The sequence below is a fragment of the Allomesorhizobium aridi genome (assembly GCF_043769475.1).
Taxonomy (GTDB): domain Bacteria; phylum Pseudomonadota; class Alphaproteobacteria; order Rhizobiales; family Rhizobiaceae; genus Allomesorhizobium.
Genome location: NZ_CP171729.1, coordinates 2,054,601 through 2,078,663 on the forward strand (window position 1 = coordinate 2,054,601; position 24,063 = coordinate 2,078,663).

Annotated in this window: 22 protein-coding genes and 1 tRNA gene; 9 read left to right on the top strand and 14 right to left on the bottom strand. The window is 63.5% G+C overall.

Going from position 1 to position 24,063, the window contains the following annotated elements; translation table 11 throughout:
• Positions 1-23 precede the first annotated feature (23 nt).
• The 5 genes from ACG873_RS12070 to rpiA form a co-directional block, all read right to left on the bottom strand.
• On the bottom strand, positions 24-1,397 hold the full coding sequence (locus ACG873_RS12070) for a class II 3-deoxy-7-phosphoheptulonate synthase (RefSeq protein ID WP_394892003.1): 1,374 nt from the start codon (positions 1,395-1,397) through the stop codon (positions 24-26).
• A gap of 254 nt (positions 1,398-1,651) precedes the next feature.
• Positions 1,652-2,077, bottom strand: coding sequence for a YybH family protein (locus tag ACG873_RS12075; RefSeq protein WP_394892005.1), 426 nt, complete (start codon positions 2,075-2,077; stop codon positions 1,652-1,654).
• 382 nt (positions 2,078-2,459) lie between these two features.
• Positions 2,460-3,851 (bottom strand): glutathione-disulfide reductase, encoded by a 1,392-nt coding sequence (gor, locus tag ACG873_RS12080; protein WP_394892006.1) that lies wholly within the window; start codon positions 3,849-3,851, stop codon positions 2,460-2,462.
• A gap of 151 nt (positions 3,852-4,002) precedes the next feature.
• Entirely contained in the window at positions 4,003-4,590 is a 588-nt protein-coding gene (locus ACG873_RS12085; protein WP_394892008.1) for a DUF2059 domain-containing protein, read from the bottom strand.
• A gap of 18 nt (positions 4,591-4,608) precedes the next feature.
• Positions 4,609-5,298 carry a ribose-5-phosphate isomerase RpiA gene (rpiA, locus tag ACG873_RS12090; protein ID WP_394893470.1) on the bottom strand — a complete coding sequence of 230 codons (690 nt, stop codon included), beginning with the start codon at positions 5,296-5,298 and terminating at the stop codon, positions 4,609-4,611.
• A gap of 147 nt (positions 5,299-5,445) precedes the next feature.
• Here rpiA and ACG873_RS12095 point away from each other — a divergent pair, with 147 nt between their 5' ends.
• The 6 genes from ACG873_RS12095 (at position 5,446) to ACG873_RS12120 (ending at position 10,332) form a co-directional block, all read left to right on the top strand.
• A complete protein-coding gene (locus ACG873_RS12095; RefSeq protein WP_394892009.1) occupies positions 5,446-6,129 on the top strand; it encodes a phosphoglycolate phosphatase in 684 nt (227 codons plus the stop codon).
• Positions 6,130-6,247: 118 nt separating this feature from the next.
• Positions 6,248-6,322: transfer RNA gene (locus tag ACG873_RS12100), tRNA-Val, on the top strand.
• 235 nt (positions 6,323-6,557) lie between these two features.
• Positions 6,558-7,016 carry a (2Fe-2S)-binding protein gene (locus ACG873_RS12105; protein ID WP_394892011.1) on the top strand — a complete coding sequence of 153 codons (459 nt, stop codon included), beginning with the start codon at positions 6,558-6,560 and terminating at the stop codon, positions 7,014-7,016.
• A gap of 2 nt (positions 7,017-7,018) precedes the next feature.
• Positions 7,019-9,217, top strand: coding sequence for a xanthine dehydrogenase family protein molybdopterin-binding subunit (locus ACG873_RS12110; protein ID WP_394892012.1), 2,199 nt, complete (start codon positions 7,019-7,021; stop codon positions 9,215-9,217).
• 275 nt (positions 9,218-9,492) lie between these two features.
• Complete coding sequence (locus ACG873_RS12115) at positions 9,493-9,741, top strand: glycine zipper domain-containing protein (RefSeq protein WP_394892013.1); 249 nt, start codon at positions 9,493-9,495, stop codon at positions 9,739-9,741.
• A gap of 351 nt (positions 9,742-10,092) precedes the next feature.
• Positions 10,093-10,332 (top strand): hypothetical protein, encoded by a 240-nt coding sequence (locus ACG873_RS12120; RefSeq protein ID WP_394892014.1) that lies wholly within the window; start codon positions 10,093-10,095, stop codon positions 10,330-10,332.
• A gap of 74 nt (positions 10,333-10,406) precedes the next feature.
• Here ACG873_RS12120 and ACG873_RS12125 read toward each other — a convergent pair whose 3' ends face one another.
• Positions 10,407-10,679 (bottom strand): HU family DNA-binding protein, encoded by a 273-nt coding sequence (locus ACG873_RS12125; protein ID WP_008836638.1) that lies wholly within the window; start codon positions 10,677-10,679, stop codon positions 10,407-10,409.
• 198 nt (positions 10,680-10,877) lie between these two features.
• Positions 10,878-13,292: an endopeptidase La gene (lon, locus tag ACG873_RS12130; protein WP_394892015.1), complete on the bottom strand. Its 2,415-nt coding sequence runs from the start codon at positions 13,290-13,292 to the stop codon at positions 10,878-10,880.
• Between the two features lie 282 nt (positions 13,293-13,574).
• Here lon and ACG873_RS12135 point away from each other — a divergent pair, with 282 nt between their 5' ends.
• Positions 13,575-14,885 carry a DUF1513 domain-containing protein gene (locus tag ACG873_RS12135; protein WP_394892017.1) on the top strand — a complete coding sequence of 437 codons (1,311 nt, stop codon included), beginning with the start codon at positions 13,575-13,577 and terminating at the stop codon, positions 14,883-14,885.
• A 221-nt stretch (positions 14,886-15,106) separates the two neighbouring features.
• On the opposite strand, the gene clpX is transcribed toward ACG873_RS12135, so the two are convergent.
• The 3 genes from clpX to ACG873_RS12150 form a co-directional block, all read right to left on the bottom strand.
• The gene (clpX, locus tag ACG873_RS12140) at positions 15,107-16,375 is read right to left on the bottom strand and encodes an ATP-dependent Clp protease ATP-binding subunit ClpX (protein WP_165025388.1); all 1,269 of its coding nucleotides are present in this window, start codon (positions 16,373-16,375) and stop codon (positions 15,107-15,109) included.
• Positions 16,376-16,667: 292 nt separating this feature from the next.
• Positions 16,668-17,300 (bottom strand): ATP-dependent Clp protease proteolytic subunit, encoded by a 633-nt coding sequence (locus tag ACG873_RS12145; protein ID WP_394892019.1) that lies wholly within the window; start codon positions 17,298-17,300, stop codon positions 16,668-16,670.
• A 145-nt stretch (positions 17,301-17,445) separates the two neighbouring features.
• Positions 17,446-18,549 carry an NAD(P)/FAD-dependent oxidoreductase gene (locus ACG873_RS12150; protein WP_394892020.1) on the bottom strand — a complete coding sequence of 368 codons (1,104 nt, stop codon included), beginning with the start codon at positions 18,547-18,549 and terminating at the stop codon, positions 17,446-17,448.
• A gap of 161 nt (positions 18,550-18,710) precedes the next feature.
• Between ACG873_RS12150 and ACG873_RS12155 the strand changes: the two genes are divergently transcribed.
• A complete protein-coding gene (locus ACG873_RS12155) occupies positions 18,711-19,118 on the top strand; it encodes a GFA family protein (RefSeq protein WP_394892022.1) in 408 nt (135 codons plus the stop codon).
• Positions 19,119-19,148: 30 nt separating this feature from the next.
• Here ACG873_RS12155 and ACG873_RS12160 read toward each other — a convergent pair whose 3' ends face one another.
• A complete protein-coding gene (locus ACG873_RS12160; RefSeq protein WP_394892024.1) occupies positions 19,149-19,895 on the bottom strand; it encodes a sulfite exporter TauE/SafE family protein in 747 nt (248 codons plus the stop codon).
• A gap of 105 nt (positions 19,896-20,000) precedes the next feature.
• On the opposite strand from ACG873_RS12160, the gene ACG873_RS12165 reads away from it, so the two are divergent.
• Positions 20,001-21,257: a cytochrome P450 gene (locus ACG873_RS12165; protein ID WP_394892025.1), complete on the top strand. Its 1,257-nt coding sequence runs from the start codon at positions 20,001-20,003 to the stop codon at positions 21,255-21,257.
• A gap of 9 nt (positions 21,258-21,266) precedes the next feature.
• Here the strand turns inward: ACG873_RS12165 and ACG873_RS12170 are convergent, their stop codons facing one another.
• The 3 genes from ACG873_RS12170 to ACG873_RS12180 are packed head-to-tail and all read right to left on the bottom strand — an operon-like array spanning position 21,267 to position 23,859.
• Positions 21,267-22,202, bottom strand: a complete 936-nt coding sequence (locus tag ACG873_RS12170) for a DUF5996 family protein (RefSeq protein WP_394892026.1) — start codon at positions 22,200-22,202, stop codon at positions 21,267-21,269.
• A gap of 16 nt (positions 22,203-22,218) precedes the next feature.
• Positions 22,219-22,569 (bottom strand): cupin domain-containing protein, encoded by a 351-nt coding sequence (locus ACG873_RS12175; RefSeq protein ID WP_394892028.1) that lies wholly within the window; start codon positions 22,567-22,569, stop codon positions 22,219-22,221.
• 3 nt (positions 22,570-22,572) lie between these two features.
• Positions 22,573-23,859 carry an O-acetylhomoserine aminocarboxypropyltransferase gene (locus tag ACG873_RS12180; protein ID WP_394892030.1) on the bottom strand — a complete coding sequence of 429 codons (1,287 nt, stop codon included), beginning with the start codon at positions 23,857-23,859 and terminating at the stop codon, positions 22,573-22,575.
• Between the last annotated feature and the right edge of the window lie 204 nt (positions 23,860-24,063).

Below are 24,063 nucleotides of genomic sequence, written 5' to 3' on the forward strand. Positions count from 1 at the left end.
CTCCAGCGCGTGCGTGTCCGAATTTATCCGTTGACGACCTTCTTCTGGGTCGCGCCGGCGCTCTTCTTGAGCAGTTCCGAGACCAGGAACGCCAGTTCGATCGCCTGGTCGGCATTGAGCCGCGGATCGCAATGGGTGTGGTAGCGATCCTGCAACTCCTCCGCCGTGATGGCGCGCGCGCCGCCCGTGCATTCGGTAACGTTGTTGCCGGTCATCTCGACGTGGATGCCGCCCGGATGCGTACCTTCGGCGCGGTGCACCTCGAAGAAACTCTGCACCTCGCGCAGGATGCGGTCGAACGGCCGCGTCTTGTAGCCGGCGGCCGTGATCGTGTTGCCGTGCATGGGATCGCACGACCATACGACGTTGCGGCCTTCCTTCTTCACCGCGCGGATGAGTCTCGGCAGATGCTCGCCCACCTTGTCCGCCCCGAAGCGCGCAATCAGCGTCAGCCGACCCGGCTCGTTCTCGGGATTGAGAAGGTCGATGAGCTCAAGCAAGCCGTCTGCGGTCAGCGACGGGCCGCATTTCAGGCCGAGCGGGTTCTTGATGCCGCGGCAGTACTCGATATGCGCATGGTCCGGCTGGCGAGTGCGGTCGCCGATCCAGATCATGTGGCCCGAAGTCGCGTACCAGTCGCCGGAGGTGGAATCGACGCGGGTCAGCGCCTCCTCGTAGCCGAGCAGCAGCGCCTCGTGGCTGGTGTAGAAATCGGTCTCGCGCAGCGCGTAATTGGTCTCCGAGGTGATGCCGACCGCGCTCATGAAATCCATCGTCTCGGTGATGCGGTTGGCCAGCGCCTCGTAGCGTTCGCCCTGCGGGCTGTCGGCGACGAAGCCCAGCATCCAGCGGTGGACGTTTTCGAGGCTGGCGTAGCCGCCCTGCGCGAAAGCGCGCAGAAGGTTCAGCGTCGCCGCCGACTGACGGTACGCCATTTCCTGGCGGGCCGGGTCGGGCGCGCGCGACTTCTCGTCGAACGCGGTGCCGTTGACGATGTCGCCGCGATAGGTGAGCAGCGAGACGCCGTCCTTGGTCTCGAATTCCGACGAACGCGGCTTGGCGAACTGGCCGGCGATGCGCCCGACCTTCACCACCGGCTGCGAGCCGGCGAAGGTCAGCACCACCGACATCTGCAGGAACACGCGGAAGAAGTCGCGGATGTTGTCGGCGCCGTGCTCGGCGAAGCTCTCGGCGCAGTCTCCGCCCTGGAGAAGGAATGCGTCACCGGCAGCGACGGATGCAAGCTGCTTCTTCAGCTTGCGCGCCTCACCTGCAAAAACCAGCGGCGGAAAGGTGGCGAGACGGGCCTCGGTTTCGGCAAGCGCAGCCTGATCCGGATAGGCCGGAACCTGCTGAATCGGTTTCGCTCTCCAGGAATTCGGGGACCATTTCGTCATTGCCGTGTCCAAACGCTCGTTTCGGCGAAGGCGTCCTCGCCCTCGCAATTGCCCCGCTTTTCGGGAACGCGGCTCTATACAGGAAGCCGGACTCTATTCTACCCCGTAATCAGGCGGAAATCGAAGCGGCATTTCGGCATCGCGCAATGTCGCCCGCCTAGCGGCCACGGCAGGTGATGATTGCGGCGGAGCGGAGCAGGATTTACTGTTCGCGGCTTCGGCGCAGCCGTCACGCCAAACCCAAAGCGCTGCTGCTACTCCGTCACCGGCGGCGCTCTGACCGCCCAGTCGGGATCGGCGCCGAAGGGATGGTCGATGAAGAACACCCAGCTGCCGTCCGCCAGTTTCCGGTGCACTTCCATGCCGTGATGGTGCACCTCCGTCGGATTGCCGTCGCTGTCCTCGCCCTTGATGAGCCACTGCGAGCGGGTCATCGCGAAGTCGCCGGCGACGGTCGTGTGATGGGTGACCACATCCATATGCGGCTTCATCCCGATATAGGCCGCCATCGTCTCGCGGATGGCGTCGGCGCCGCGGGCTGTCCTGCTGCCGCCATGCACCTTGTCGACCTGAACGATCGATGCGTCCGGGTGGTACATGGCTGCGGCGGCTTCGACGTCCTGCGCGTTGAAGGCGCGCGCAAGCCACAGATTGCAAAGTTCCGGTGAGGGAGCGCCCATTTCAATCTCCTGCGGTTCTGGTGTCTGTGCGTCCTTCACATATGCCGCGTCGGCAGGGATCGCCGATAGTTCCGGCGCCGCAACGCCGACATTTCCCCGCCGCGGATTCCGGTCGCTCCGGCAACGAAGACCCGCTCGAATTCAGTGATCCAAGGCGCGGCCCGTCGCGGACGGCCGGCTTGGTGGCGGGTTCTTGAGTTCAGTTTCGGCGCATTCATTGCATCCTCCTCGGCCGGACGCCCGGCGCGTTCGGTGTCATCGAGGTGCGAATGTCCCGCCGCGCCGTTGCGCGATGATTTCAGAGGGGAGAAATCCGGTTACATCTGAAACTTGCGGGTGAACGCCGAATTGCGCTCGTCCAGGCCATGCGGCGGTGCGCCGCCTACCCTACGCGCTCGCCGTTCTTCACCAGATAGCTCGGCTTGTACATCGTCACCAGTTCCTCGGCGGCAGTCGGATGCACCGCCATAGTGCGGTCGAAATCGTCCTTGGTCAGGCCGGCCTTGAGCGAGATGCCGAGAAGCTGCGCCATTTCGCCGGCGTCCGGGCCGAGGATATGAGCGCCCAGCACCAGCCGTGTCTGCGCGTCGACGATCAGCTTCATCAGCATTCTTTCGTCACGGCCCGACATGGTGTGCCGCAACGGCCGGAAGGTCGCGCGATAGACCTCGATACTGTGGAACCGCCTCGCCGCCTCGTCCTCCGACAGGCCGACGGTGCCGATCTCGGGCTGCGAGAAAACCGCCGTGGCGACGCAGTCATGGTCGGGCGCGACCGGGTTGTTCCTGAACGCCGTCTCCACGAAGCACATCGCCTCGTGGATCGCCACCGGCGTCAGCTGCACGCGGTTGGTGACGTCGCCGATCGCCCAGATGTTGCCGACATTCGTGCGCGAATAGTCGTCGACCAGTATCGAGCCGACCTTGCCCCTTTCGACGCCGGCATTCTCCAGGCCGAGATCCTCGGTGTTGGGGATGCGGCCGAGCGCCAGCATCACCTGGTCGGCGACGATCACCTCGCCGCCCTGCAGATAAGCATCGAGCCGCCCGTCGGCGCGCCTCTCGATCGCGCTGAATATCTCGTGGCAGATGATGCGGATGCCTTTCTTCTCCATGGTTTCATGCAGCATGCGCCGCAAATCCATGTCGAAGCGGCCGAGTATTTCCTTGCCGCGATAGATCAGCGTGGTGTGAACGCCGAGGCCGTGGAAGATGTTGGCGAACTCTACCGCGATGTAGCCGCCGCCGGCGATCACGATCGCCTTCGGCAGTTCGGGCAGGTCGAACGCCTCGTTGGAGAAGATGCAATGCTCGTGGCCGGGCAGCGCCAGATGCGGATTCGGCCTGCCGCCTGTCGCGATCAGGATCTGGTCGGCGGTCACCGTCCGGTTCTCGCTTTCAAGCAATATCGTATGCCTGTCGACCAGCACCGCCCTGGTCTGGAACGTCTGTCCGCCGGCATTCTCGACGCCCAGGCGGTAGAGGCCTTCGAGCCGCGCTATTTCGCGGTCCTTGTTGGCGACGAGCTTGCGCCAGTCGAAGGTGGCCGGCTGGACGGTCCAGCCGTAGCCGGCGGCATCCTCGAAATGCTCGGGAAATTGCGAGGCGTAAACGAACAGCTTCTTCGGCACGCAGCCGCGAATGACGCAGGTTCCGCCGAAGCGGTATTCCTCGGCGATCCCGACGCGCTTGCCTAACCCGGCCGAAACGCGCGCCGCGCGCACGCCGCCTGAGCCGCCGCCGATGACGAAAAGATCGTAGTCGTATTGGGCCATTCGATCGTCCCCTTCGCCTCTCTGTTAGACCATGATCTTCCCATCTGGAAACAGTTCTGTTCGATGGGGCGCTAGGCGGTCCACGCGGAGGGCAGCCGGGCAAAAGAAAAGCCCGGCATCAGCCGGGCTTTTCTTTCGTCGCCGGATGCGCTCAGTTCGCCGCGGGCGCTTCGCCTTCGGGCGCTGGCGCTTCGCCTTCGGGCGCGGCGCCTTCCACCGGGGCCGGCGCGGCCTTCGCGCGGCTGTCCATCGTTTCCTTGAGCGACACACCGACCACCTGGGCGAGATCGCGGACGATGCCGCGCTGCCAGATATCGGCGGCCTTGGTCACCTCGCGGGTGACGATCGGGCCGTCGGCCAGAAGCTTCTTACCTGTCGGCGAATTGTAGAAGGTGGCGATGTTATTCAGATCCTCCGCCGAAAACACCCGCGCATAGGCAAGTGCGGCCTCCTTTTCGAGGTCGGCGCGCCGGCTCGCCATTTCCAGCGCCTTCTGGTCGGTCGTCGAGGTGATGAGGTCCTGCAGGTCCGGGTTCTTCTCGATCAGGGACTGCTTGAGCGCCCTGGCCGCGGCCGGAAGGATGCCGTCGAACATGTCGGTGGCGTTGATCGCATCGACGGCCTCGCGGGCCGCCTTGAGATGAGCCTCGGAAATGTCCTGCGCGAAGGCCGGAGAGGCGGTGAATGCAATGACCGCCAGTGCTGCGGAAAGACGACGAACGCGGTTGACCAGCGTCATGATAGATAAAACTCCTGTTTAGCGAACCGTCCTGATGCCGTCGGCGCCGGCAATGATCGCGGCGTCCGCCAGGCCCAGGAACAGGCCATGCTCGACGACGCCAGGAACGGCATGAAGACCATTTGATAGCGCTCTTGGATCGGGAATGCGGCCAAAAGATGCGTCGAGGATAAAATGCCCGCCGTCTGTAACAAACGGCGCGCCGTTCGTCATCCTCAATGTCAGCGGCCCGGAAAGCCCGGCCCTTTCGGCCGCGCGGGCGATCGCCAGCCGGGTCGCGCCGAGGCCGAATCTGTTCACCTCGATCGGCAGCGGAAACCGCCCCAGCGTCTCCACCAGCTTCGATTCGTCAGCGATCACGATCATGCGCGCGGAGGCCGCGGCCACGATCTTCTCGCGCAAAAGCGCCCCGCCCCCGCCCTTGATCAGCGAAAGCTCGAAGTCTACCTCGTCGGCGCCGTCGATGGTCAGGTCGAGTTCGGGCGTCTCGTCGAGCGTCGACAGCGGAACGCCGAGTTCGCGGCAGAGCGCCGCCGTGCGTTCTGACGTCGGCACGCCGACGATCCTCATGCCGGCCGCGACTTTCTCGGCGAGCAGGCGCACGAATTCCTCGGCGGTCGAGCCGGTGCCGATGCCGAGCCGCATCCCGTCCGTCACGTGGCCGAGAGCCTCGCGCGCGGCCTCGATCTTCAACGCCCTTGCATCCATGCCGGTTTCGCCGCCTCGTTTTGCGTCGGGCGCTCCTATCATCTTTGCCCTGCAGGGCAAAGCTTTTGTGCCAGGGCCGGCGGCGGGTTGCGCCGCGGCGGCGCGCAAGCTAGGCCTTCATCCATATACTTGATTCCCGGGGCATTCATGAACAGACCCATCATCGTGTTCGACCTCGACGGGACACTGGTCGACACGGCGCCCGATCTGCTCGACAGCCTCAATCATTGCCTGGGCGCCGGCGGCGTCGCCCACACAGACACCGCCGGCTTCACCCAATATGTCGGCCATGGCGGCCGCGTCATGATCGAACGCGCCTATGCCGCGCAGCGAAAGGCGCTGACGATCGACGAGCACGACCGCCTGTTCGCGCTGTTCCTCGAGCACTACGGCGCCGGCATCCCTGGAAAATCGCGCCCCTACCCCGGCGTGCTTACAGCGCTCGACCGTCTCGAAAGCGCCGGATACATGTTCGCCATCTGCACCAACAAGACCGAAGCGTTCTCGCGCAAGCTGATCGGCGCGCTCGGCATGTCGCACCGTTTCGCGGCGATCTGCGGGGCCGACACATTCGCGTTCCGCAAGCCCGACCCGCGCCATCTCTTCGAAACCATCGCCAAGGCAACCGGCGACCGCGGCCGGGCGGTAATGGTCGGCGATTCGCGAACCGACATCGACACGGCAAAGGCCGCCGGCATCCCGGTGGTGGCCGTCGATTTCGGCTATACCGACCGCCATGTCCGGGAATTCGAGCCGTCCATCATCATCTCGCATTTCGACGAGCTGACCGACGAACTCGCCGCGCGCCTGATCGAGACGGCCAGCGCCTGACCTGTTTGCCGGCTCGGCCGGGCAATCGCGCCGCTCCGACAATTCCGTTACGGCGGCGATTGACTTCCGCCTTGCCCCTCCCTTATATCGCCGCCTGTTCCGGGGTTTTGTCCCCGGCGGGCGATTAGCTCAGCGGGAGAGCACACCCTTCACACGGGTGGGGTCGCAGGTTCAATCCCTGCATCGCCCACCATCCCTTCCCCGGGTTTGTTCGCGACCCCTCTTGTGATCTCGGCCGCCGCATCACGATGTCGCGAGCCGGCCGTTTGCAGTCTTGCTGCACTGCACCCGCGGTTCTAGGCTGACCTTGTCCATGGCGATGCGCCCCCCGCCGCCGAGGCAAACTTCACTCCTCCCCAACATCACTCTTCCCCAACGACATTGCCCTCCCCCAAAATTACCCTTCCCCAGCAAAGGAGACCATGACGATGGTTGCTTTTACTCTCAACGGCGAGGCGCGGACGCTCGACGCCGATCCCGAAATGCCACTGCTCTGGGCGATCCGGGACATCGCCGGGCTGACCGGCACAAAATTCGGCTGTGGCATGGCGCAATGCGGCGCCTGCACGGTCCACATCGACGGCGCGCCGACGCGCTCTTGCCAGACCAGCCTCGGCGACGTGGAAGGCGCTGCCGTCATCACCATCGAAGGCCTGTCGGGCAAGGTCGGCGAGACGCTCCAGACGGTCTGGGCCGAGTTTGACGTGCCGCAATGCGGCTACTGCCAGTCCGGGCAGATCATGTCGGCCGCAGCACTCCTGTCGGAGACGCCGAAACCCACCGACGACGACATCAACTCGGCGATGAGCGGCAATCTATGCCGCTGCGCGACCTACCACCGCATCCGCACGGCTATCCACGAAGCCGCCAACCGACTGGAGGCATGATCATGCTGCCGCATCGCATCGAATTGACAACGGCGCGGCCCTCCCGCCGCCAGTTCCTCATGGGCGTCGCATCGGCCGCCGGCCTGGTGGTCGGCTACCGGCTGGTCGTGGCAGGCCAGGCCTCCGCACAGTCAGCCCCGGCCCAGGCTCCGGCCAACCCGTTCCAGGCCTATGTCGAGATCACGCCGGAAAACCGCATCCTCATCCACTCCTCGCAGTTCGAGATGGGGCAAGGCTCCTATTTCGGCATCGCAACGCTTGTCATGGAGGAACTCGACGGCGACTGGGGTCAGGTCCAGGTGATCGGCGCCTCGGGCAACCCGGCCCTCTACGGCAATCTCGCCTGGGGCGGGGCCGCGCAGGGAACCGGCGGCTCGACGTCGATGACCTCCTCCTGGGAGCGTTACCGCAAGGCCGGCGCGATGGGCCGCGCAATGATCGTGGCGGCTGCTGCCAAGGCCTGGAACGTGCCGGCCGGCGAGATCGCAGTCGCCTCGGGCATGGTCTCCCATCCGTCCGGCGCAAAGGCCAGTTTCGGCGAGCTTGCGGCGGCCGCCGCAACGATGCCGATGCCGGAAGACGTGCCGCTGAAGCCGCGCGAGAAGTGGACGCAGATCGGATCCGAGGGGCTCAAGCGCTACGATTCCGCCGGCAAGGCCAACGGCAGCGAAACCTACACGATCGACGTCAAGCTCGACGGCCTGCTGACGGCCGTCATGATCCACCCGCCCAAATTCGGCGCGGCGGTGAAAAGCTTCGACGCGGCCAAGGCGAAGGCGCTGGACGGCGTCGTCGATGTCGTCCAGATGCCGCGCGGCGTTGCCGTCGTCGGCCAGAACATGTGGGCGGCGCTGAAGGGCCGCGACCTGGTTACGGTCGAGTGGGACGAGGCCAGGGCCGAGCAGCGCGGCTCCGCCGAGATCATGGCGGAATACAACAAGCTCGCCGACGGCCCCGCCAAGGCCACGGCGCGCAATGACGGCGACGCGGCCGCAGCGCTTTCGAGCGCCGGCCAGGTCGTCGAAGGCCGCTACGAGTTCCCCTATCTCGCCCACGCCTCGCTTGAGCCGCTCAACGCCATCGCGCTGATCGGCGAGGACGGGACGGTCGAGGTATGGGGCGGCCACCAGATTCCCGACCTCTACCAGGCAATCGCTGCGGAGGTCGGCGGGACCACGCCAGACAAGGTCAAGCTGCATGTCATGAAGACCGGCGGCAGTTTCGGCCGCCGCGCGGTGTCCGACGGCGACCTCGTCGTCGAGGCGGTCGCCGTGGCCAAGGCGCTCGGCCCCGGCAAGCCGGTCAAGGTGCAGTGGACGCGCGAGAACGACATGCGCGGCGGCCGTTACCGGCCGGCCTACGTCCACGTGGTCAAGGCCGGTCTCGACAAGGACGGCAAGGTCGTCGCGCTCTCCGACCACATCGTCGGTCAGTCCATAGCGGCCGGCTCGCCCTTCGCCGCTATGATCAAGGACGGCGTCGACCCCACATCGGTCGAGGGCGCCTCCAACCTGCCCTACGCCGTGCCTAACCTGAAGATCGACCTCACCACCACCGAGGTCGGTGTTCCGGTCCTCTGGTGGCGTTCGGTCGGCTCCACCCACACGGCCTATGTGATGGAGACCTTCATCGACGAACTCGCCGCGGCTGCAAAGCGCGACCCGGTCGAGTTCCGCCTGTCCATGCTCGAAAACCACCCGCGGCACGCCGCTGTGCTTCGGCTCGCGGCGGAGAAGGCCGAGTGGGAAAAACCGCTGCCGGAAGGCCGCTTCCGCGGCGTGGCGCTGCACGAGAGCTTCCACACCTTCGTGGCGGAAGTGGTCGAGATCACCTTCAGGGGCGGCAGCGATTTCACCGTCGACCGCGTCGTCTGCGCGGTCGATTGCGGCATCGCGATCAATCCCGACCAGATCCGCGCCCAGATGGAAGGCGGCATCGGCTTCGGCCTCGGCGCTATCCTTCAGGAGGAATTGACGCTGACCGCAGGCGTGGTCGACCAGGAGAACTACGACACCTACACACCGCTCCGCATCGACCAGATGCCTAAGGTCGAGGTCCATATCGTGCCCTCCGACGAGCCGCCGACGGGCGTTGGCGAACCCGGCGTGCCGCCGATCGGACCGGCCGTCGCCAACGCCTTGCGCGCCGCGACCGGCAAGACGATCCGCAAGCTGCCGATCGCCAAGAGCTTGTCGGCATAGGTTCCGCCATCCGGCAGGCGGTCCGCCGCCTGCCGGATGCATTTCCCCCAAAGATCGGCGCAACTGCGACTGCCCAGCGATTGCATCAGGCCATGGGCAGTCGCCGTGTTCCGAAGCCGACTCTGGAGAGGACGTTAGCGTCGATCCAACTCCGGCTCGCATCCCGCCACGGCTCCTTTCGCGAGTATCCGGCGCACCCGTCCTCAACCCGCCGGAACAATCGGCCTTCTACGATGTTGTTAGATGTCGCCGACCTTCAGAGTGGGAGCACCGATATGCGTAGAATGTTGATTGCCGTGGCCGCCATGGCCGCGCTGAGCGCCTGCAGCCAGACCGAAAAGGGCGCCGTGCTGGGCGGAGCGACCGGAGCAATAATCGGCGGCGCCGCGAGCGGCGATGCCGGCGGAGCGATTGTCGGCGGCGGCGTCGGCGCGGTTGCCGGCGCGCTGATCGGCAACGCCACCGAGCCCGGCAAATGCTATTACCGCGACCGCTACGGCCGCCGCTTCATAGCCGACTGCTGACCCTCACATCGGCTCGGTAGTCAGCCTGGAACGGACGACTGCTCCGTTCCCTGGCAGCGCCCGCCGGGCACGCGGGCGGCCGCGAGGCTTAGCCCGGTCAGCCCGCACTATTCCGCGGATCAGGACCGTCTTTGGCCGGGCCTCTTGAAGCGACGAACTCCGCTGAATGCAGCACGCGACGTCGTCGTCCACCCTTACCGTCGGCGTGAGTTGGAAAAAGGCAGCAGGATGGAAAACGTCTCCGGCGCCCGGGAATAAAAACGTCGCCATGCCGTTTATCTGAGGCGGGCCGGCCTTCGGCATATCCTGATGGGCTGGTCTTGCACTCGCAACCCTGCAGGGAGAATTAAGATGCTACGTTCCATTTCGCTTGCTCTTCTGCTGGCGAGCGCGCCGGCGAGCGCGTTCGCCAATTCCTGTCCGACGCAAATGGCCGCAATCGACGCGGCCTTGTCGACTGCCTCTCTTTCGGAAGCGGACATGACCAAGGTCAAGGAATTGCGCAAGCAGGGCGAAGACCTGCACAATTCCGGCGACCATGCCGGTTCGGAGGCAGCGCTCGGCGAAGCAAAGAAGATGCTCGGAATCTAGCTGGCGACGCTAGGGCCAAAAAAGAAAAGCCGGGCGGACCCGGCTTTTCGGACTGCAACTTGATCGCAATGATATCAGTTGACGGCGTCCTTGAGGCCCTTGCCGGCCGAGAATTTCGGCACGGTGCGGGCGGGAATCTTCACTTCGGCGCCGGTCTGCGGATTGCGACCGGTCGAAGCGGCGCGTTGTGACACGGTGAAATTTCCGAAGCCGACGAGGCGGACATCGCCGCCCTTCTTGAGTTCGCCGGTGATCACGGAAAACACCGCTTCAACGGCGGACTGCGCGTCGCCCTTGGAAAGATTTGCCGACTCGGCGACCGCAGACACTAATTCGTTCTTGTTCATAAAAATTTCCTTCCATGAGAAAACCGGGACAAACGACTCGACCGGCAGGAAACGGACTTTAGAAAGAACCGTTCCTCCAACCAAGCCGGAATATCGCCCCAAAGCAAGAAAAAGCGCGGAATTCCGCGCTTTTTCACATCAAAAAGCCGGGCGCGAGGCCCGGCTCCTTGGTTGCATTGCACAATCGACGGTTTCAGGTCAATGCGCGAGCGTCTTTCCTGCCTCGTCGACAGCTTCCGGCGGCGTCGCCACCGGGCCGGTAGGCTCGGTCCATTCGATCGGCTCCGGCATCCTGACCAGCGCGTGGCGCAGCACTTCGCCGACCCGCGAGACTGGAATGATTTCCATTCCGCTCTTCACATTGTCGGGTATCTCGGCCAGGTCCTTGGCGTTGTCCTCGGGGATCAGCACCTTCTTGATGCCGCCCCTGAGAGCGGCGAGAAGCTTTTCCTTGAGGCCGCCGATCGGCAGCACTCGGCCGCGCAGCGTGATCTCGCCGGTCATCGCCACATCGGCCCGGACCGGAATACCGGTCAGGATCGAGACGATCGAAGTCGCCATGGCGACGCCCGCCGACGGACCATCCTTGGGCGTGGCGCCTTCCGGCACATGCACATGAATGTCGCGCTTGTCGAACAGAGGCGGCTCGACGCCGAAGTCGATCGCTCTCGAGCGGACGTAGGACGCCGCCGCGGAGATCGATTCCTTCATCACCTCCTTCAGGTTGCCGGTGACCGTCATCTTGCCCTTGCCGGGCATCATGACGCCTTCGATGGTCAGCAACTCGCCGCCCACTTCCGTCCAGGCAAGCCCGGTGACCACGCCGACCTGATCGTCGGCCTCGACCTGGCCGAAGCGGAAGCGCGGTACGCCGAGATAGTCGGAGAGGTTGTCGGCGGTGATCTTCACTGATTCCTTCTTCGTCTTGATGATCTCGGTCACCGCCTTGCGCCCGAGCTTCATCAGCTCGCGCTCCAGGCTGCGCACGCCCGCCTCGCGGGTGTAGGTCTGGATAATGCCGCGGATGGCGTCGTCGCCGACGGAGAACTCCTTCGGCTGCAGTGCATGGTCGCGCACCACCTTGGGCATCAAATGCCGCTTGGCGATCTCGACTTTCTCGTCCTCGGTGTAGCCGGCGATACGGATGATCTCCATGCGGTCCATCAGGGGCGCAGGGATGTTCAGCGTATTGGCCGTCGTCACGAACATCACGCTCGACAGGTCGTACTCGACCTCGAGGTAGTGGTCCATGAACGTCGAGTTCTGTTCCGGATCGAGCACTTCGAGCAGGGCCGAAGACGGATCACCGCGGAAATCCTGGCCCATCTTGTCGATCTCGTCGAGCAGGAAGAGCGGATTAGATTTCTTCGCCTTCTTCATCGACTGGATGACCTTGCCGGGCATCGAGCCGATATAGGTGCGGCGGTGTCCGCGGATTTCGGCCTCGTCACGCACGCCGCCGAGCGCCATGCGGATGAACTCGCGGCCGGTCGCCTTCGCGATCGACTTGCCGAGCGAGGTCTTGCCGACGCCGGGAGGGCCGACGAGGCACAGGATTGGGCCTTTCAGCTTCTTCTGGCGGCTCTGCACGGCGAGATATTCGACGATGCGGTCCTTGACCTTGTCGAGCCCGAAATGATCGGTGTCGAGCACTTCCTGGGCAAAGCCGAGGTCCTGCTTGACCTTGGAGTGCTTGCTCCACGGCAGCGACAGGATCCAGTCGAGATAGTTGCGCACGACCGTCGATTCCGCCGACATCGGCGACATCGACTTGAGCTTCTTCAGTTCGGCTTCCGCCTTCTCGCGGGCTTCCTTGGAGAGCTTGGTCTTCTTGATGCGCGCCTCGATCTCGGCGGCCTCGTCGCGGCCGTCCTCGCCCTCACCGAGTTCCTTCTGGATCGCCTTCATCTGCTCGTTGAGGTAATACTCGCGCTGCGTCTTCTCCATCTGGCGCTTGACGCGCGAGCGGATGCGCTTTTCCACCTGCAGCACGGAGATCTCGGCTTCCATGAAGCCCATGGCCTTCTCGAGCCGTTCGCGGACCGAGAGCGTGCCGAGCATTTCCTGCTTTTCGGTGATCTTGATCGCAAGGTGGGAGGCGACCGTATCGGCGAGCTTGGAATAGTCGTCGATCTGGCTGGCGGCGCCAACCACCTCGGGCGAGATCTTCTTGTTCAGCTTGACGTAGTTCTCGAAGTCGGAAACCACTGAGCGGGCAAGCGCCTCTACCTCGACCTCTTCCTCGTCAGGTTCGGCAAGCACGACGGCTTTCGCCTCATGGAAATCGACGCGCTCAGTGAACGACGCGATCTGCGCGCGCGCGGTGCCCTCGACCAGCACCTTCACGGTGCCGTCCGGCAGCTTCAGAAGCTGCAGCACGTTGGCGAGCGTGCCGATGTCGTAGATCGCATCGGATTCGGGATCGTCATCGGCGGCGTTCATCTGGGTCGCGAGAAGAATCTGCTTCTCGCCGCCCATCACATCTTCCAGCGCCTTGATCGATTTTTCGCGGCCCACGAAGAGCGGCACGATCATGTGCGGAAACACGACGATGTCGCGCAGCGGGAGGACCGCGTAGACACCGTTGCCGGAAGACCGGAGTAATTTGGCCATTGTCCAACCTTTCATGTCGCGGCCGCGCTTTGGCCCACCGCAGATCTCATATTAACGGCCGCGAACCGATCCGCCTATACGCCGAATGGCTACGGAAAGTTCAGCACGGAATTCAGCCCCGGCCCAACAATTGGTTAGTTGGCGTCCGGCTGGCCAAAGATCAAGGGTGAACAAGAATCCGTGCATCAGCCTTGCAATTTTGGCGCCCTTGTTTTCATGCTAACCACACGCTCTATGTGTGGGAATTAGGGCGAGTTCATTCGCGTATTCGGGAAAAACGCCATGGCAGTTGACCGTCGCAGCATTCTGACCGGCGGCGCCCTGCTTGCGCTGGCCGGCGTGGCGACAGCCTCGGGAACCACGAGAGCCGCCAGTGCTGACGTCAAGGCGGTACCGAAGGAGTTGAAGAAAACCGCTGTCTACGTGCCCGGCTATTTCCCGGATCACGCTTTCGCCAACGGCAAGCCGCTTGCCAGCAATCGGCGCTTCAACCGCGCCATCACGGGCCAGGCGATCTACAAGGTGCTGACGCGGGTCGGATTCGACGGCTCGATAAGACAGACGCTGCTGCCAGTCGCCGCACACGATGTCGAGGTCGCGCCGGACCGTTCGATCGGCGTTCTCTGCTCGATGGATGGCGAGCAGCACACCGCCTTCGACCCGGAGACGCTGGAGCTTGCGGCCATCGGCCCTTCGCTTGGCGACGGCTGGCGTGGCGGCGGGCACGCGGTCTATCTCGACGGCGGCAAGACGGTGATCCTCTCCGAGCGCGCGCCTTCGGTGCCCTACCAGGGCAAACTCGAAAGACACTACGGACGGCTTACGGTGCGCGATCCCAAGACGTTGCAAATCACCGAGACCTATTCGACACACGGCATCGATCCGCACGACATCCGGCTGACGGCCGACGGCAAATACATCGTCGCGGCGAATTATGGCTCGACGATCTCCGCCAAGACCGGAAAGTTCACCCTCCCGCGCGGCGTCGTGCAGGCATCGATAACGGTGGTGGAAGTGTCGAGCGGCAAGCTGGTTGACAAGCGCATCACCGGCCGGGACGAGACAGAGCTGCGACACCTTGCGGCCGGACGGCTGGACCGCATCTTCGCCATCCAGGCGCGCTACGGCAGCGACCACGACGACGCACGCCAGCTCAGGGACGAAGACATCGCCTACGAGAGCGACATCACGACGGATCCTGGCTACAACTACATGTCGGCAGCCACGCTGAAATACGACGCCTCCCGCAACAGGCTCACCAAGATGGGCGATGCCGGCTCGACGAAGCTCATGCGGCACGGACTGTCGATCCGCTATGACGAACGCCACGACGAGGCGATCGCCACATACCCGACCACGCATCGCGTCATGGTTTTCGACGGCGCGACCGGAGCCGTGTCGAACAGCCTCGACACACGCACGGTCGGCCTGCGCTACCCCGCCGGCGCCACCTTTCTGCCGGATGGCAAGCACTATGCCATCACCGGCCATTGGGAAAACATGTTCGTGTTCGAGCGCGGCACCCACCGTCTCGTGCGCGAACTCTGCCTCTATCCCGTGTTCTTCGGCCACAGCCACATAACGGCGGCTTAGAACGTCTAGCCGCTCCTGCGCGGGCTGGGAGGTGTTGTGCGCAAATTCCAGCGCCGACTCTCTCCTTTTTTCGTCAAGCTGCTGAAAAGGCTGATGAATTTCCGTGTTGTCCGGCGTCGGCGGCCGCATTTTATCCACCGGGCGTGACGGCGCTTCCCTGATGCCCGACAGCAAAACGGCGCCCGAAGGCGCCGCTGCAAACTATTGCTTGTGCAGGAAAATCAGGCGCTTACGCCCTTCTTTTCCTTCTCGGAGTAAATGTACAGCGGCCGGGCGCTACCGGTTACCACTTCTTCCGAGATCACGACTTCCTGCACGCCTTCCAGCGCCGGAAGTTCGAACATCGTATCCAGCAAAATCGCTTCCATAATCGAACGAAGCCCACGCGCGCCGGTCTTGCGCTCAATGGCGCGCTTGGCGATCGCCGAAAGCGCGTTCTCGTGGAAGGTCAGGTCGACATTCTCCATCTCGAACAGCCGCTGATACTGCTTGACCAGCGCGTTCTTCGGTTCGGTCAGGATCTGGATCAGCGCCGGCTCGTCGAGATCTTCCAGCGTCGCCAGGACCGGCAGACGGCCGACGAATTCAGGGATCAGGCCGAATTTCAAGAGATCCTCGGGTTCGACCAGGCGGAAAACCTCACCGCTGCGTCTGTCTTCAGGAGAGGCGACCGTGGCGGAGAATCCAATCGAGGTTTTGCGCCCGCGATCCGAGATGATCTTGTCCAGGCCGGCAAAGGCGCCGCCGCAGATGAACAGGATGTTGGCGGTGTCGACCTGCAGGAATTCCTGCTGCGGGTGCTTCCTGCCGCCCTGCGGCGGCACGGAGGCGACAGTGCCTTCCATGATCTTCAGGAGCGCCTGCTGCACGCCCTCGCCAGACACGTCACGGGTGATCGACGGATTATCGGACTTGCGCGAGATCTTGTCGATCTCGTCGATATAGACGATGCCGCGCTGCGCCCGCTCGACATTGTAGTCGGCCGACTGCAGCAGCTTCAGGATGATGTTCTCGACATCCTCGCCGACGTAGCCGGCTTCGGTCAGCGTCGTCGCGTCGGCCATGGTGAAGGGCACGTCGATGATGCGGGCGAGCGTCTGGGCAAGCAGCGTCTTGCCGCAGCCGGTCGGGCCGATCAGAAGGATGTTGGACTTCGCCAGTTCGACATCGTTGTTCTTCGAGGCGTGCGCCAGCCGCTTGTAGTGATTGTGAACGGCCACCGACAGCACGCGCTTGGCGTATGGCTGGCCTATCACATAATCGTCAAGGACTTTCAGTATCTCCTGCGGTGTGGGCACGCCCTCGCGCGACTTCACCATCGAGGTCTTGTTCTCCTCGCGGATGATGTCCATGCACAGTTCGACGCATTCGTCGCAGATGAATACGGTCGGGCCGGCGATAAGCTTGCGCACTTCGTGCTGGCTCTTGCCGCAGAATGAGCAGTAGAGCGTATTCTTGGAGTCGCCGCCCCCGTTGCTGACCTTGCTCATCTTTTCCAAGTCCTTTCAGTGCAACCCGGCCGGTCCTCTGGCTGAGCGTCTCCATACCCTAATTATCGCGGGAATGCGCCGCTGCCAACCTCTGGCGTCCCGCAACGCACCCTATACGGACACAATTCAGAAAACGTGATGATGATTCGCGGCACCCCAGCCTGGAAGCTAAGCCGCCGAAACTCAACATCGCCTTAACGTAGGTGGCCGTCTCCGCCGAGGGAACAACAAATTGTGTCCGAATTGCCGCAGGGCAATCAAAAACACGCCATGATTCCCATCGCTGGCACGGTCAGAGGACAGGCGCGCCCTCGATCACCTCGCGCGACGAGATCACCTTGTCGATCAGCCCGAAGTCCCTGGCCTCATCGGCGGTCAGGAAATGATCGCGGTCGAGCGTCCGCTCGATCGTATCGTAGTCCTTGCCTGTGTGCTTGACATAGACCTCGTTCAAGCGGCGCTTCAGCTTGATGATGTCCTGCGCGTGGCGTTCGATGTCGGATGCCTGGCCCGAGAAGCCGCCGGACGGTTGGTGCACCATGATGCGGGCATTCGGCGTGGCGAAGCGCATGTCCTTGTGGCCGGCGCAAAGCAGCAGCGACCCCATCGAGGCTGCCTGGCCGATGCACAAGGTCGACACCGCAGGCCTGATGAACTGCATGGTATCGTAGATCGCCATGCCGCTGGTCACCACGCCGCCCGGCGAGTTGATGTAGAGCGAGATTTCCTTCTTCGGGTTCTCGGCTTCGAGGAACAGAAGCTGCGCGCAGACCAGAGTCGCCATGCCGTCTTCGACCGGACCGGTGATAAAGATGATGCGCTCCTTGAGGAGGCGCGAGAAAATGTCGTAGGCGCGCTCGCCGCGGTTCGTCTGCTCGACCACCATCGGCACGAGATTCATGGCGGTTTCGACTGGGTGCCTCATGGATTAGCCTTCTTTGTAGGGATGTCCGCGCCTGCAAGCCGGAATCGATCTGAATTGTCCCCTGTTAAATAGGATGCCCGCTCGGCCTTGTGCAAGGGCGGCTTCCAAGGTCCGGCCGTTAAGGTGCCACTTAAGGTCAATGCTCTCAGGCCGCTTCGGCCCGCAGCCAACGCTTCAACCCGTCTGTGTCGTCATCGCCGACCGCCTGCGCCACCCGTCGCCCGACCGCCGCGCCGAATTTATAACCGTGACCGGAGCAGGCGGAAACGACGATGCATTTACCGCGCTCGGCCACCAGAAATTTCTCGTCGGCGGTGAAAGTGTAGGCGCAGGTCACCACCTCGGTCACCTTATATTCCTCGATGCGCGCGATCGGCGGCGCGAAGAGATTGCGGATCGCCTCGCCCTCGCCTTCGACCGGAAAACGGTTCCAGTCGGCGTCGCTGGTCGGAACCTTGTGGAGGCCGGAGCCAAATTTCATGCCGGCGCCGCCCGACGGCGGCACGATGTAGCCGTCGCTCTTGCCGCCGACATCCAGGATGACGGGCGCGGCTTCCCAGGCCGCTTTCAGGTCCGCCGGCGGCTCGACATAGGCGAGCGCCGTTCTGTAGATTGTGAGATCGGAGCCGAGGCGCGGGAAGAGCTTCAGCACCCAGGCGCCGGCTGCGACGGCGATCCTGTCGGCCCGCATCGTCCCGCCGGATTCGAACGTGATCTCGCCCAGATCCTCGTCGACAGCTACGACCTTGCTGTTCTCGTAGACATTGACGCCGTTTTTCCGCAGCCAGTCAGCCAGTCCCGCAGCTATCTTGCGGCAGTGCAGCGTGCCGCCTTCCGGCGAGAAGAAAGCATAACGAAATGTCTCCGGCTCGAGAAACGGCCAGCGCGCCGCGGCTTCGTCCGCGCCAAACATCCGGAGCGGGTAGCCGCCCGCGACCAGCCCGTCGCGAAACTGCTCGGCCTCGTCGCCCACTTCGCGCGAAACGCAGACGAAGCCGCGCGGATCGAAATGGCTTTCGCCGAGATCCGCCCAAAGCTCGCCCCAGGCTTCATAGGCCTCGGTGATCAGCCGGCCGTAGCCCGCTGCGGCGCCATAGGCGCGACGGATGATGCGGTGATGATCGCCGGAAGCGGCGAGCGGGTTGGGGATCGCGCCCTGTTCGAGCAGCGTCACCTCGTGTCCGCGCTTAGCCAGCGCCCAAGCGGAGGAAAGGCCGGCAATGCCAGCGCCGACGATTGCAACCTTCACGCGGTCTCCTGCCCGTTCGAGCACGCATCAATTCAAATCGAGGCCGCAACATAACGGCTGGCCTCATCTTGGCAATCGGTCAGAAGTGATTCACGCCATTGACGATGACATGTCTTGGCGGTGAACATACAGGCCCGGGCCTGTGCTGCTGGAGAAACATCGTGACCCTGAGAACCTATAGAGGGAGTTGCCACTGCGGCTCGATTTCGTACGAGGCGGATATCGACCTGTCGCAGGGCACCGGCAAATGCAACTGCACGTTCTGCATGAAAACGCGGGCGTGGAAAGCCTTCGTGAAGCCCGCCGCCTTCCGGCTACTGACAGGCCCTGATGCAGCCAAATCCTACCACAAGCATCCTCAGGCGCCCTTGAAGCACTTCTGCGCGGAATGTGGCGTCATGACCCATGAGACCGGCAGCGCCGACTACATGGGCGGAGACTTCGTCGGCGTGTTTATCGCCACGCTTGATGATGCCGAGCCCTCGGAACTTGCCGCTGCCCCCGTCCGCTATTCAGACGGACGGCACGACAACTGGCAGAATCCGCCGGCCGAGACGAGATATCTGTGACTTAACTTAAAAGCGTTTCGATCGTAGGCTTCAGAAAAAGCCAACAATCGTATCGCGTTGTCCCCATATCATCACCGCGCCGCTGAGTGCCATGAAGCCGACAACGATGGCGCGGAAATCGCGTGCATGCATACGACTGAGAAACCTTCTGGCCAGCCAGTTTGACGCCAGCGCGCCCACACCCGCCGCCGATCCAAACAGAAAGAGCTTGCCGTTCATAGAGCCGAGGGCCGAATAGGTGCCTAGCTGAACCATGTGCATCGGCAGCGACACCGCGGTCTTGGTGCCGACCATGCGCTCCTTCACGATCCCGGCGTTGAGATACAGATTGTTCATGACCGGCCCCATGGTTCCGATCAGGCCGGACAGAAAGCCAACCAGCAGTTCGGCTGGAAAGAACCACCAGAGAGAGATGTCGAAGGTCCGCTTCCTGGCGCCCAGCCGATATTGAAAGACGGTGGAAATCAGGAACAGCCCGATGACGATCTGAAGCCATTCGGCCGGGGTCGACGAGAATGCGGTTGCGCCGAGCAAGCCGCCAATGGCGCCACCGGGAAGCGCCCAGCCGACCACGCGCCATTCGATGTCACGCCTGAATACGAAGGCGCGCCCGCTGCCAGCAATCAGCGTCGCGAGCGTCGTCACGGGCGCAACCGCCTGCGCCCCCGCGACGAAGCCGACCAGCGGCACCAGAAGCATCGCCCCGCCTCCTCCACCGATGGTGGAGACTATCCAGGCGACAAAGCCGGAGGCTGCGAGGAGGAGATAAATGGTCATGCAGCGCCCCAATGCGGTTTCAGCGGAAGTAGCGCGCTCACTCGGCATGTCTATTTCGTGCAAGGCATCTGGTGTGCTGACCGACGGTATTGATAGAAGTCCTGCATGACCCCGAGTTCTGCTGCTCCGCCCTATCTCGACTTCGTCCCCGCCACGCGCCGCCTGCGGCTCGATCCGCACGAGCCGGATTTCGTCCAGAATCCCTACGAGACCTACGCCTGGCTGCACAAAATCTCGCACACCTTCTTCTGGGAGGATTACGGCTTCTGGTGTTTCGGCGGCTATGACGATGTCAGCCGATTATTGCGCGACCGCCGCTTCGGCCGCGAATTCCCGGGCGGCTACATGGCCGGCGCCAATGCATCCGGCGACCGTAGCCATCTCGCCACATTCGATGCGGTCGAGGCCAATTCCCTGCTGGAACTCGAGCCGCCGGTCCACACACGGCTCCGGACGCTGGTCAACCGAGCATTCGTTTCGCGCCAGGTCGAGCGGCTGCGGCCGCAGATCGAGAGCCTTGCAAACGAACTGGTTGACCGGTTTGAAAGGGATGGCCAGGTCGACCTGCTGCCGGCCTATGCCGCGCCGCTGCCCATCACCATCATTGCCGAAATGCTAGGCGTGCCTGTCGATATGGGACCGCAGCTTCTCGGCTGGTCGCACGACATGGTGGCCATGTACATGCACGGCCGGACCCGCGAGACCGAGGAGAAGGCGAATGCCGCCGCCGGCGCGTTCGCTGAGTTCCTGCGCTCCTATGCCGCCGAGCGCCGCAAGAACCCGGGCGACGATCTTTTGAGCCTGCTGATCTCGGCGCACGAAGACGGCCAGAAACTCAGCGAAGACGAGCTGGTTTCGTCGGCAATCCTGCTTTTGAACGCCGGCCACGAGGCGACGGTCCACCAGACCGGAAATGCCGTCAACGCGATCCTTGCGCAGGGCGGCGATCCGCGCCGCTTCTTCGCCACGCCCGAAGCGACCGCGGCGACGGTAGAGGAATGCCTGCGCTTCGATGCGCCGCTGCACATGTTCACGCGCTACGCCTATGGCGAGCTAGATGCGGGCGACGGCGTGACGGTGCAGCCGGGCGACCAGGTCGGCCTGCTGCTCGCCTGCGCCAATCGCGATCCCCTCGCCTTCGCCGAACCGGCGCGTTTCGATCCCGAACGGCCGGACCAGAAGAACGCGTCCTTCGGCGCCGGCATTCATTTTTGCATCGGCGCGCCACTGGCCAGGCTGGAACTCCAGGCGTCGCTGAAAGTGCTGTTCGACCGCCTGCCGGGGATCAGGCTGGCGGCAGAACCACGCTTCCGCGACACCTATCATTTCCACGGGCTGGAAAAACTGAAAGTGACGTTCTGACGTCCGGCGCTACAACGGACGCGGCCGGCGGGGCTCTCCCAGCGCGCATTCCAGCGCCTTGCGGTCCCAGCCGCCAAGATCGGCAGCCGCACGGAATGTCGAATCCAGGAAGGCCATGAGCGTTGCTTCGGGATCGTCCGCGCGCCGCACAGCGTCATAGGGAAGCAGAAACTCACCGAGGCTCGTTTCGAAATAGGCTGCCTCCGGCGAGACATGCGCATCGGCAAATCCGTCCGGAGCGGGATAGGCATAAGAATAAAACGCCGGGAAGTCGATCGGCCCTCCGCCCGGCCAGAAGCCTGCTGAGGAGACCTCGTGGCTATAGGCCTCCCGCGTTACATCGTTCGGCAATGCGGGGACTCCACCGGGGTGCGACGGAGCCGTGCGGCCTGAAAAGCGGGTCACCGCAAGATCGAAACTCCCCCAGAACAAATGCACCGGACTGACTTTTCCGAGAAACGCAGTCCGAAACCGCTTCAAAACCCGATCCACGGCGACGCTCGCCTGGAAGAAGCGCTTCACCGCGTCAGCATCATAGGGACGTTCCGCGCGATCCTCCTCGAACGGCACCGGGTCGGGGATCTCGTTCGGGCAGCCGTCAAAATCGGCCACACCACCCAGTTGTCGAACGATGTCTATGAACCGGGCGTGAAAGGACGCGACCGACATCGAACCGAGTGCGAACCGCGCGGTCCGGCCATCGGTCGCGGTTCCGACGACCGCATGCTCGATCAGGTCGAAGGCGATGTCGATACCGCCCGGCCCGTCAGGAATGATCGATGTCGTGAAGCCGCGCGCATCGACGTAGAAAGTCGCATGCCAGGAATGGTTGACCCATGGCGTGCGGGCAAGCCGGTATTTTCCGACGATCTGCGTATAGAGATGCAGCGCCGAGCAGGTTTCGCGCCAGGGCTGGTACGGAATGTCGGGCCACGGAACTTTCAAGCTCTCCCCTCCTGTCCTACACCCTCACCACGTATTCCTTGCGCGTCGTCTCGATCACTTCCCAGGTTCCCTTGAACCCAGGCCGCAGGACGAAGCTGTCGCCTGCCCTGACCGTGCGCGCCTCGCCGCCATCCTCGGAGATGACCGAGACGCCGGACAGAATGTGGCAGAACTCCCACTCGTCATATTCGATCCGCCATTTGCCAGGCGTCGCTTCCCAGACGCCGGCATAGAGGCCGCCTTCGGCCTCCTCGACGTTCCAGGTCCTGAACTTCGGATTGCCGGAAATCAGCCTTCCCTCGGCCGGTGCGCCGGCTTCCGGCTCGGTGCCGGCGATTGCGATTGCGCGGAAATGCGAGACATACATGGCTCACCCCAACTTCGAAAATACCTGCTCCAGATCGGCGATGATGTCCTCGACGTCTTCAATGCCGACCGAAAGCCGGATGACGTCCGGCCCGGCGCCCGCGGCGATCTTCTGCTCGTCCGAAAGCTGGCGATGGGTGGTCGAGGCCGGATGGATGACCAGCGATTTGGTGTCGCCGATATTGGCAAGATGCGAGAACAGCTCCAGCCCCTCGACCAGCTTGATGCCGGCGGGATAGCCGCCCTTGAGGCCGAAGGTGAACACGGCGCCGGCGCCGAGCGGCGAATATTTCTGCTGCAACGCATGGTTCTTGTCTCCCTCAAGTCCGGGATATGAGACCCAGGCGACCTGCGGCTGCTTCGACAGCCACTCCGCGACCTTCTGCGCATTGTCGCAATGGCGCTGCATCCTGAGCGGCAGGGTTTCGAGCCCGGTCAGGATCAGGAAGGCGTTGAGCGGCGCAATCGCCGGGCCGAAATCGCGCAGGCCGAGCACACGGCAGGCGATGGCGAAGGCGAAATTGCCGAAAGTCTCGTGCAGCACCACGCCGCCATATTCGGGACGCGGCTCCGACAGCATCGGATAATTGCCGGATTTCGACCAGTCGAAGGTGCCGCCGTCGACGATCGCCCCGCCCATCGAATTACCATGGCCGCCGATAAACTTGGTGAGCGAGTGGACGACGATGTCGGCGCCGTGCTCGATCGGGCGAAGCAGATAAGGGGTGGCCATGGTGTTGTCGACGATCAGCGGCAGGCCATGCCTGCGGGCGATCTCGCCGATGGCCTCGATGTCCACGAACTCGCCGCCCGGATTGGCGAGGCTCTCGACGAAGATGCCGCGCGTCTTGCCGTCGATCTGGTTTTCGAAAGTCGATATGTCGTTGGTGTCGGCCCAGCGCACCTCCCAGTCGAAATTCTTGAAGGCATGGCCGAACTGGTTGATCGAGCCGCCATAGAGCTTACGCGCCGCGATGAAATTCTCACCGGGCTTGAGGATCGTGTGGAAAACGAGGAACTGCGCGGCATGGCCGGAAGCCGTCGCCAGCGCCGCGGTGCCGCCTTCGAGGGCGGCGACGCGCTCCTCCAGCACCGCCTGGGTCGGGTTCATGATGCGCGTATAGATGTTGCCGAATGCCTTCAGGCCGAACAGCGAGGCCGCGTGATCGACATCGTCAAAAACATAAGCTGTCGTCTGGTAGATCGGCGTGGCACGCGCGCCGGTCGCCGGATCCGGCTTTGCGCCGGCATGGACGGCAAGCGTGTTGAACCCCGGTATGCGCTGAGACATTCTCTTCCTCTCCCAAAGCCCAACGCACGACCTCGAAAACCGCAATCGGTTTTCCTGAATGTCATGCGCAGATCCAAATTTTTAGAGCGTCCTTTGCGCATCGGAAAGGACGCGCGGCGCTCTAGACAAACGCCGGGCTATTCTTGGCGAAGCCCGGCTGCGAATGCAAAGGACAAATATCCGGCATAGCCGCCCCCGCGAGCC

Coding starts and splice junctions, on each gene's coding strand:
- ACG873_RS12120 (WP_394892014.1), top strand. CDS start 10,093: ATGCTACGTTCCATTTCGCTTGCTCTTCTGCTGGCGAGCGCGCCGGCG.
- ACG873_RS12160 (WP_394892024.1), bottom strand. CDS start 19,895: ATGACCATTTATCTCCTCCTCGCAGCCTCCGGCTTTGTCGCCTGGATA.
- ACG873_RS12135 (WP_394892017.1), top strand. CDS start 13,575: ATGGCAGTTGACCGTCGCAGCATTCTGACCGGCGGCGCCCTGCTTGCG.
- ACG873_RS12110 (WP_394892012.1), top strand. CDS start 7,019: ATGCTGCCGCATCGCATCGAATTGACAACGGCGCGGCCCTCCCGCCGC.
- rpiA (WP_394893470.1), bottom strand. CDS start 5,298: ATGGATGCAAGGGCGTTGAAGATCGAGGCCGCGCGCGAGGCTCTCGGC.
- ACG873_RS12175 (WP_394892028.1), bottom strand. CDS start 22,569: ATGTATGTCTCGCATTTCCGCGCAATCGCAATCGCCGGCACCGAGCCG.
- ACG873_RS12125 (WP_008836638.1), bottom strand. CDS start 10,679: ATGAACAAGAACGAATTAGTGTCTGCGGTCGCCGAGTCGGCAAATCTT.
- ACG873_RS12115 (WP_394892013.1), top strand. CDS start 9,493: ATGCGTAGAATGTTGATTGCCGTGGCCGCCATGGCCGCGCTGAGCGCC.
- ACG873_RS12075 (WP_394892005.1), bottom strand. CDS start 2,077: ATGGGCGCTCCCTCACCGGAACTTTGCAATCTGTGGCTTGCGCGCGCC.
- ACG873_RS12105 (WP_394892011.1), top strand. CDS start 6,558: ATGGTTGCTTTTACTCTCAACGGCGAGGCGCGGACGCTCGACGCCGAT.
- ACG873_RS12095 (WP_394892009.1), top strand. CDS start 5,446: ATGAACAGACCCATCATCGTGTTCGACCTCGACGGGACACTGGTCGAC.
- ACG873_RS12165 (WP_394892025.1), top strand. CDS start 20,001: ATGACCCCGAGTTCTGCTGCTCCGCCCTATCTCGACTTCGTCCCCGCC.
- ACG873_RS12070 (WP_394892003.1), bottom strand. CDS start 1,397: ATGACGAAATGGTCCCCGAATTCCTGGAGAGCGAAACCGATTCAGCAG.
- gor (WP_394892006.1), bottom strand. CDS start 3,851: ATGGCCCAATACGACTACGATCTTTTCGTCATCGGCGGCGGCTCAGGC.
- ACG873_RS12180 (WP_394892030.1), bottom strand. CDS start 23,859: ATGTCTCAGCGCATACCGGGGTTCAACACGCTTGCCGTCCATGCCGGC.
- clpX (WP_165025388.1), bottom strand. CDS start 16,375: ATGAGCAAGGTCAGCAACGGGGGCGGCGACTCCAAGAATACGCTCTAC.
- ACG873_RS12145 (WP_394892019.1), bottom strand. CDS start 17,300: ATGAGGCACCCAGTCGAAACCGCCATGAATCTCGTGCCGATGGTGGTC.
- ACG873_RS12085 (WP_394892008.1), bottom strand. CDS start 4,590: ATGACGCTGGTCAACCGCGTTCGTCGTCTTTCCGCAGCACTGGCGGTC.
- lon (WP_394892015.1), bottom strand. CDS start 13,292: ATGGCCAAATTACTCCGGTCTTCCGGCAACGGTGTCTACGCGGTCCTC.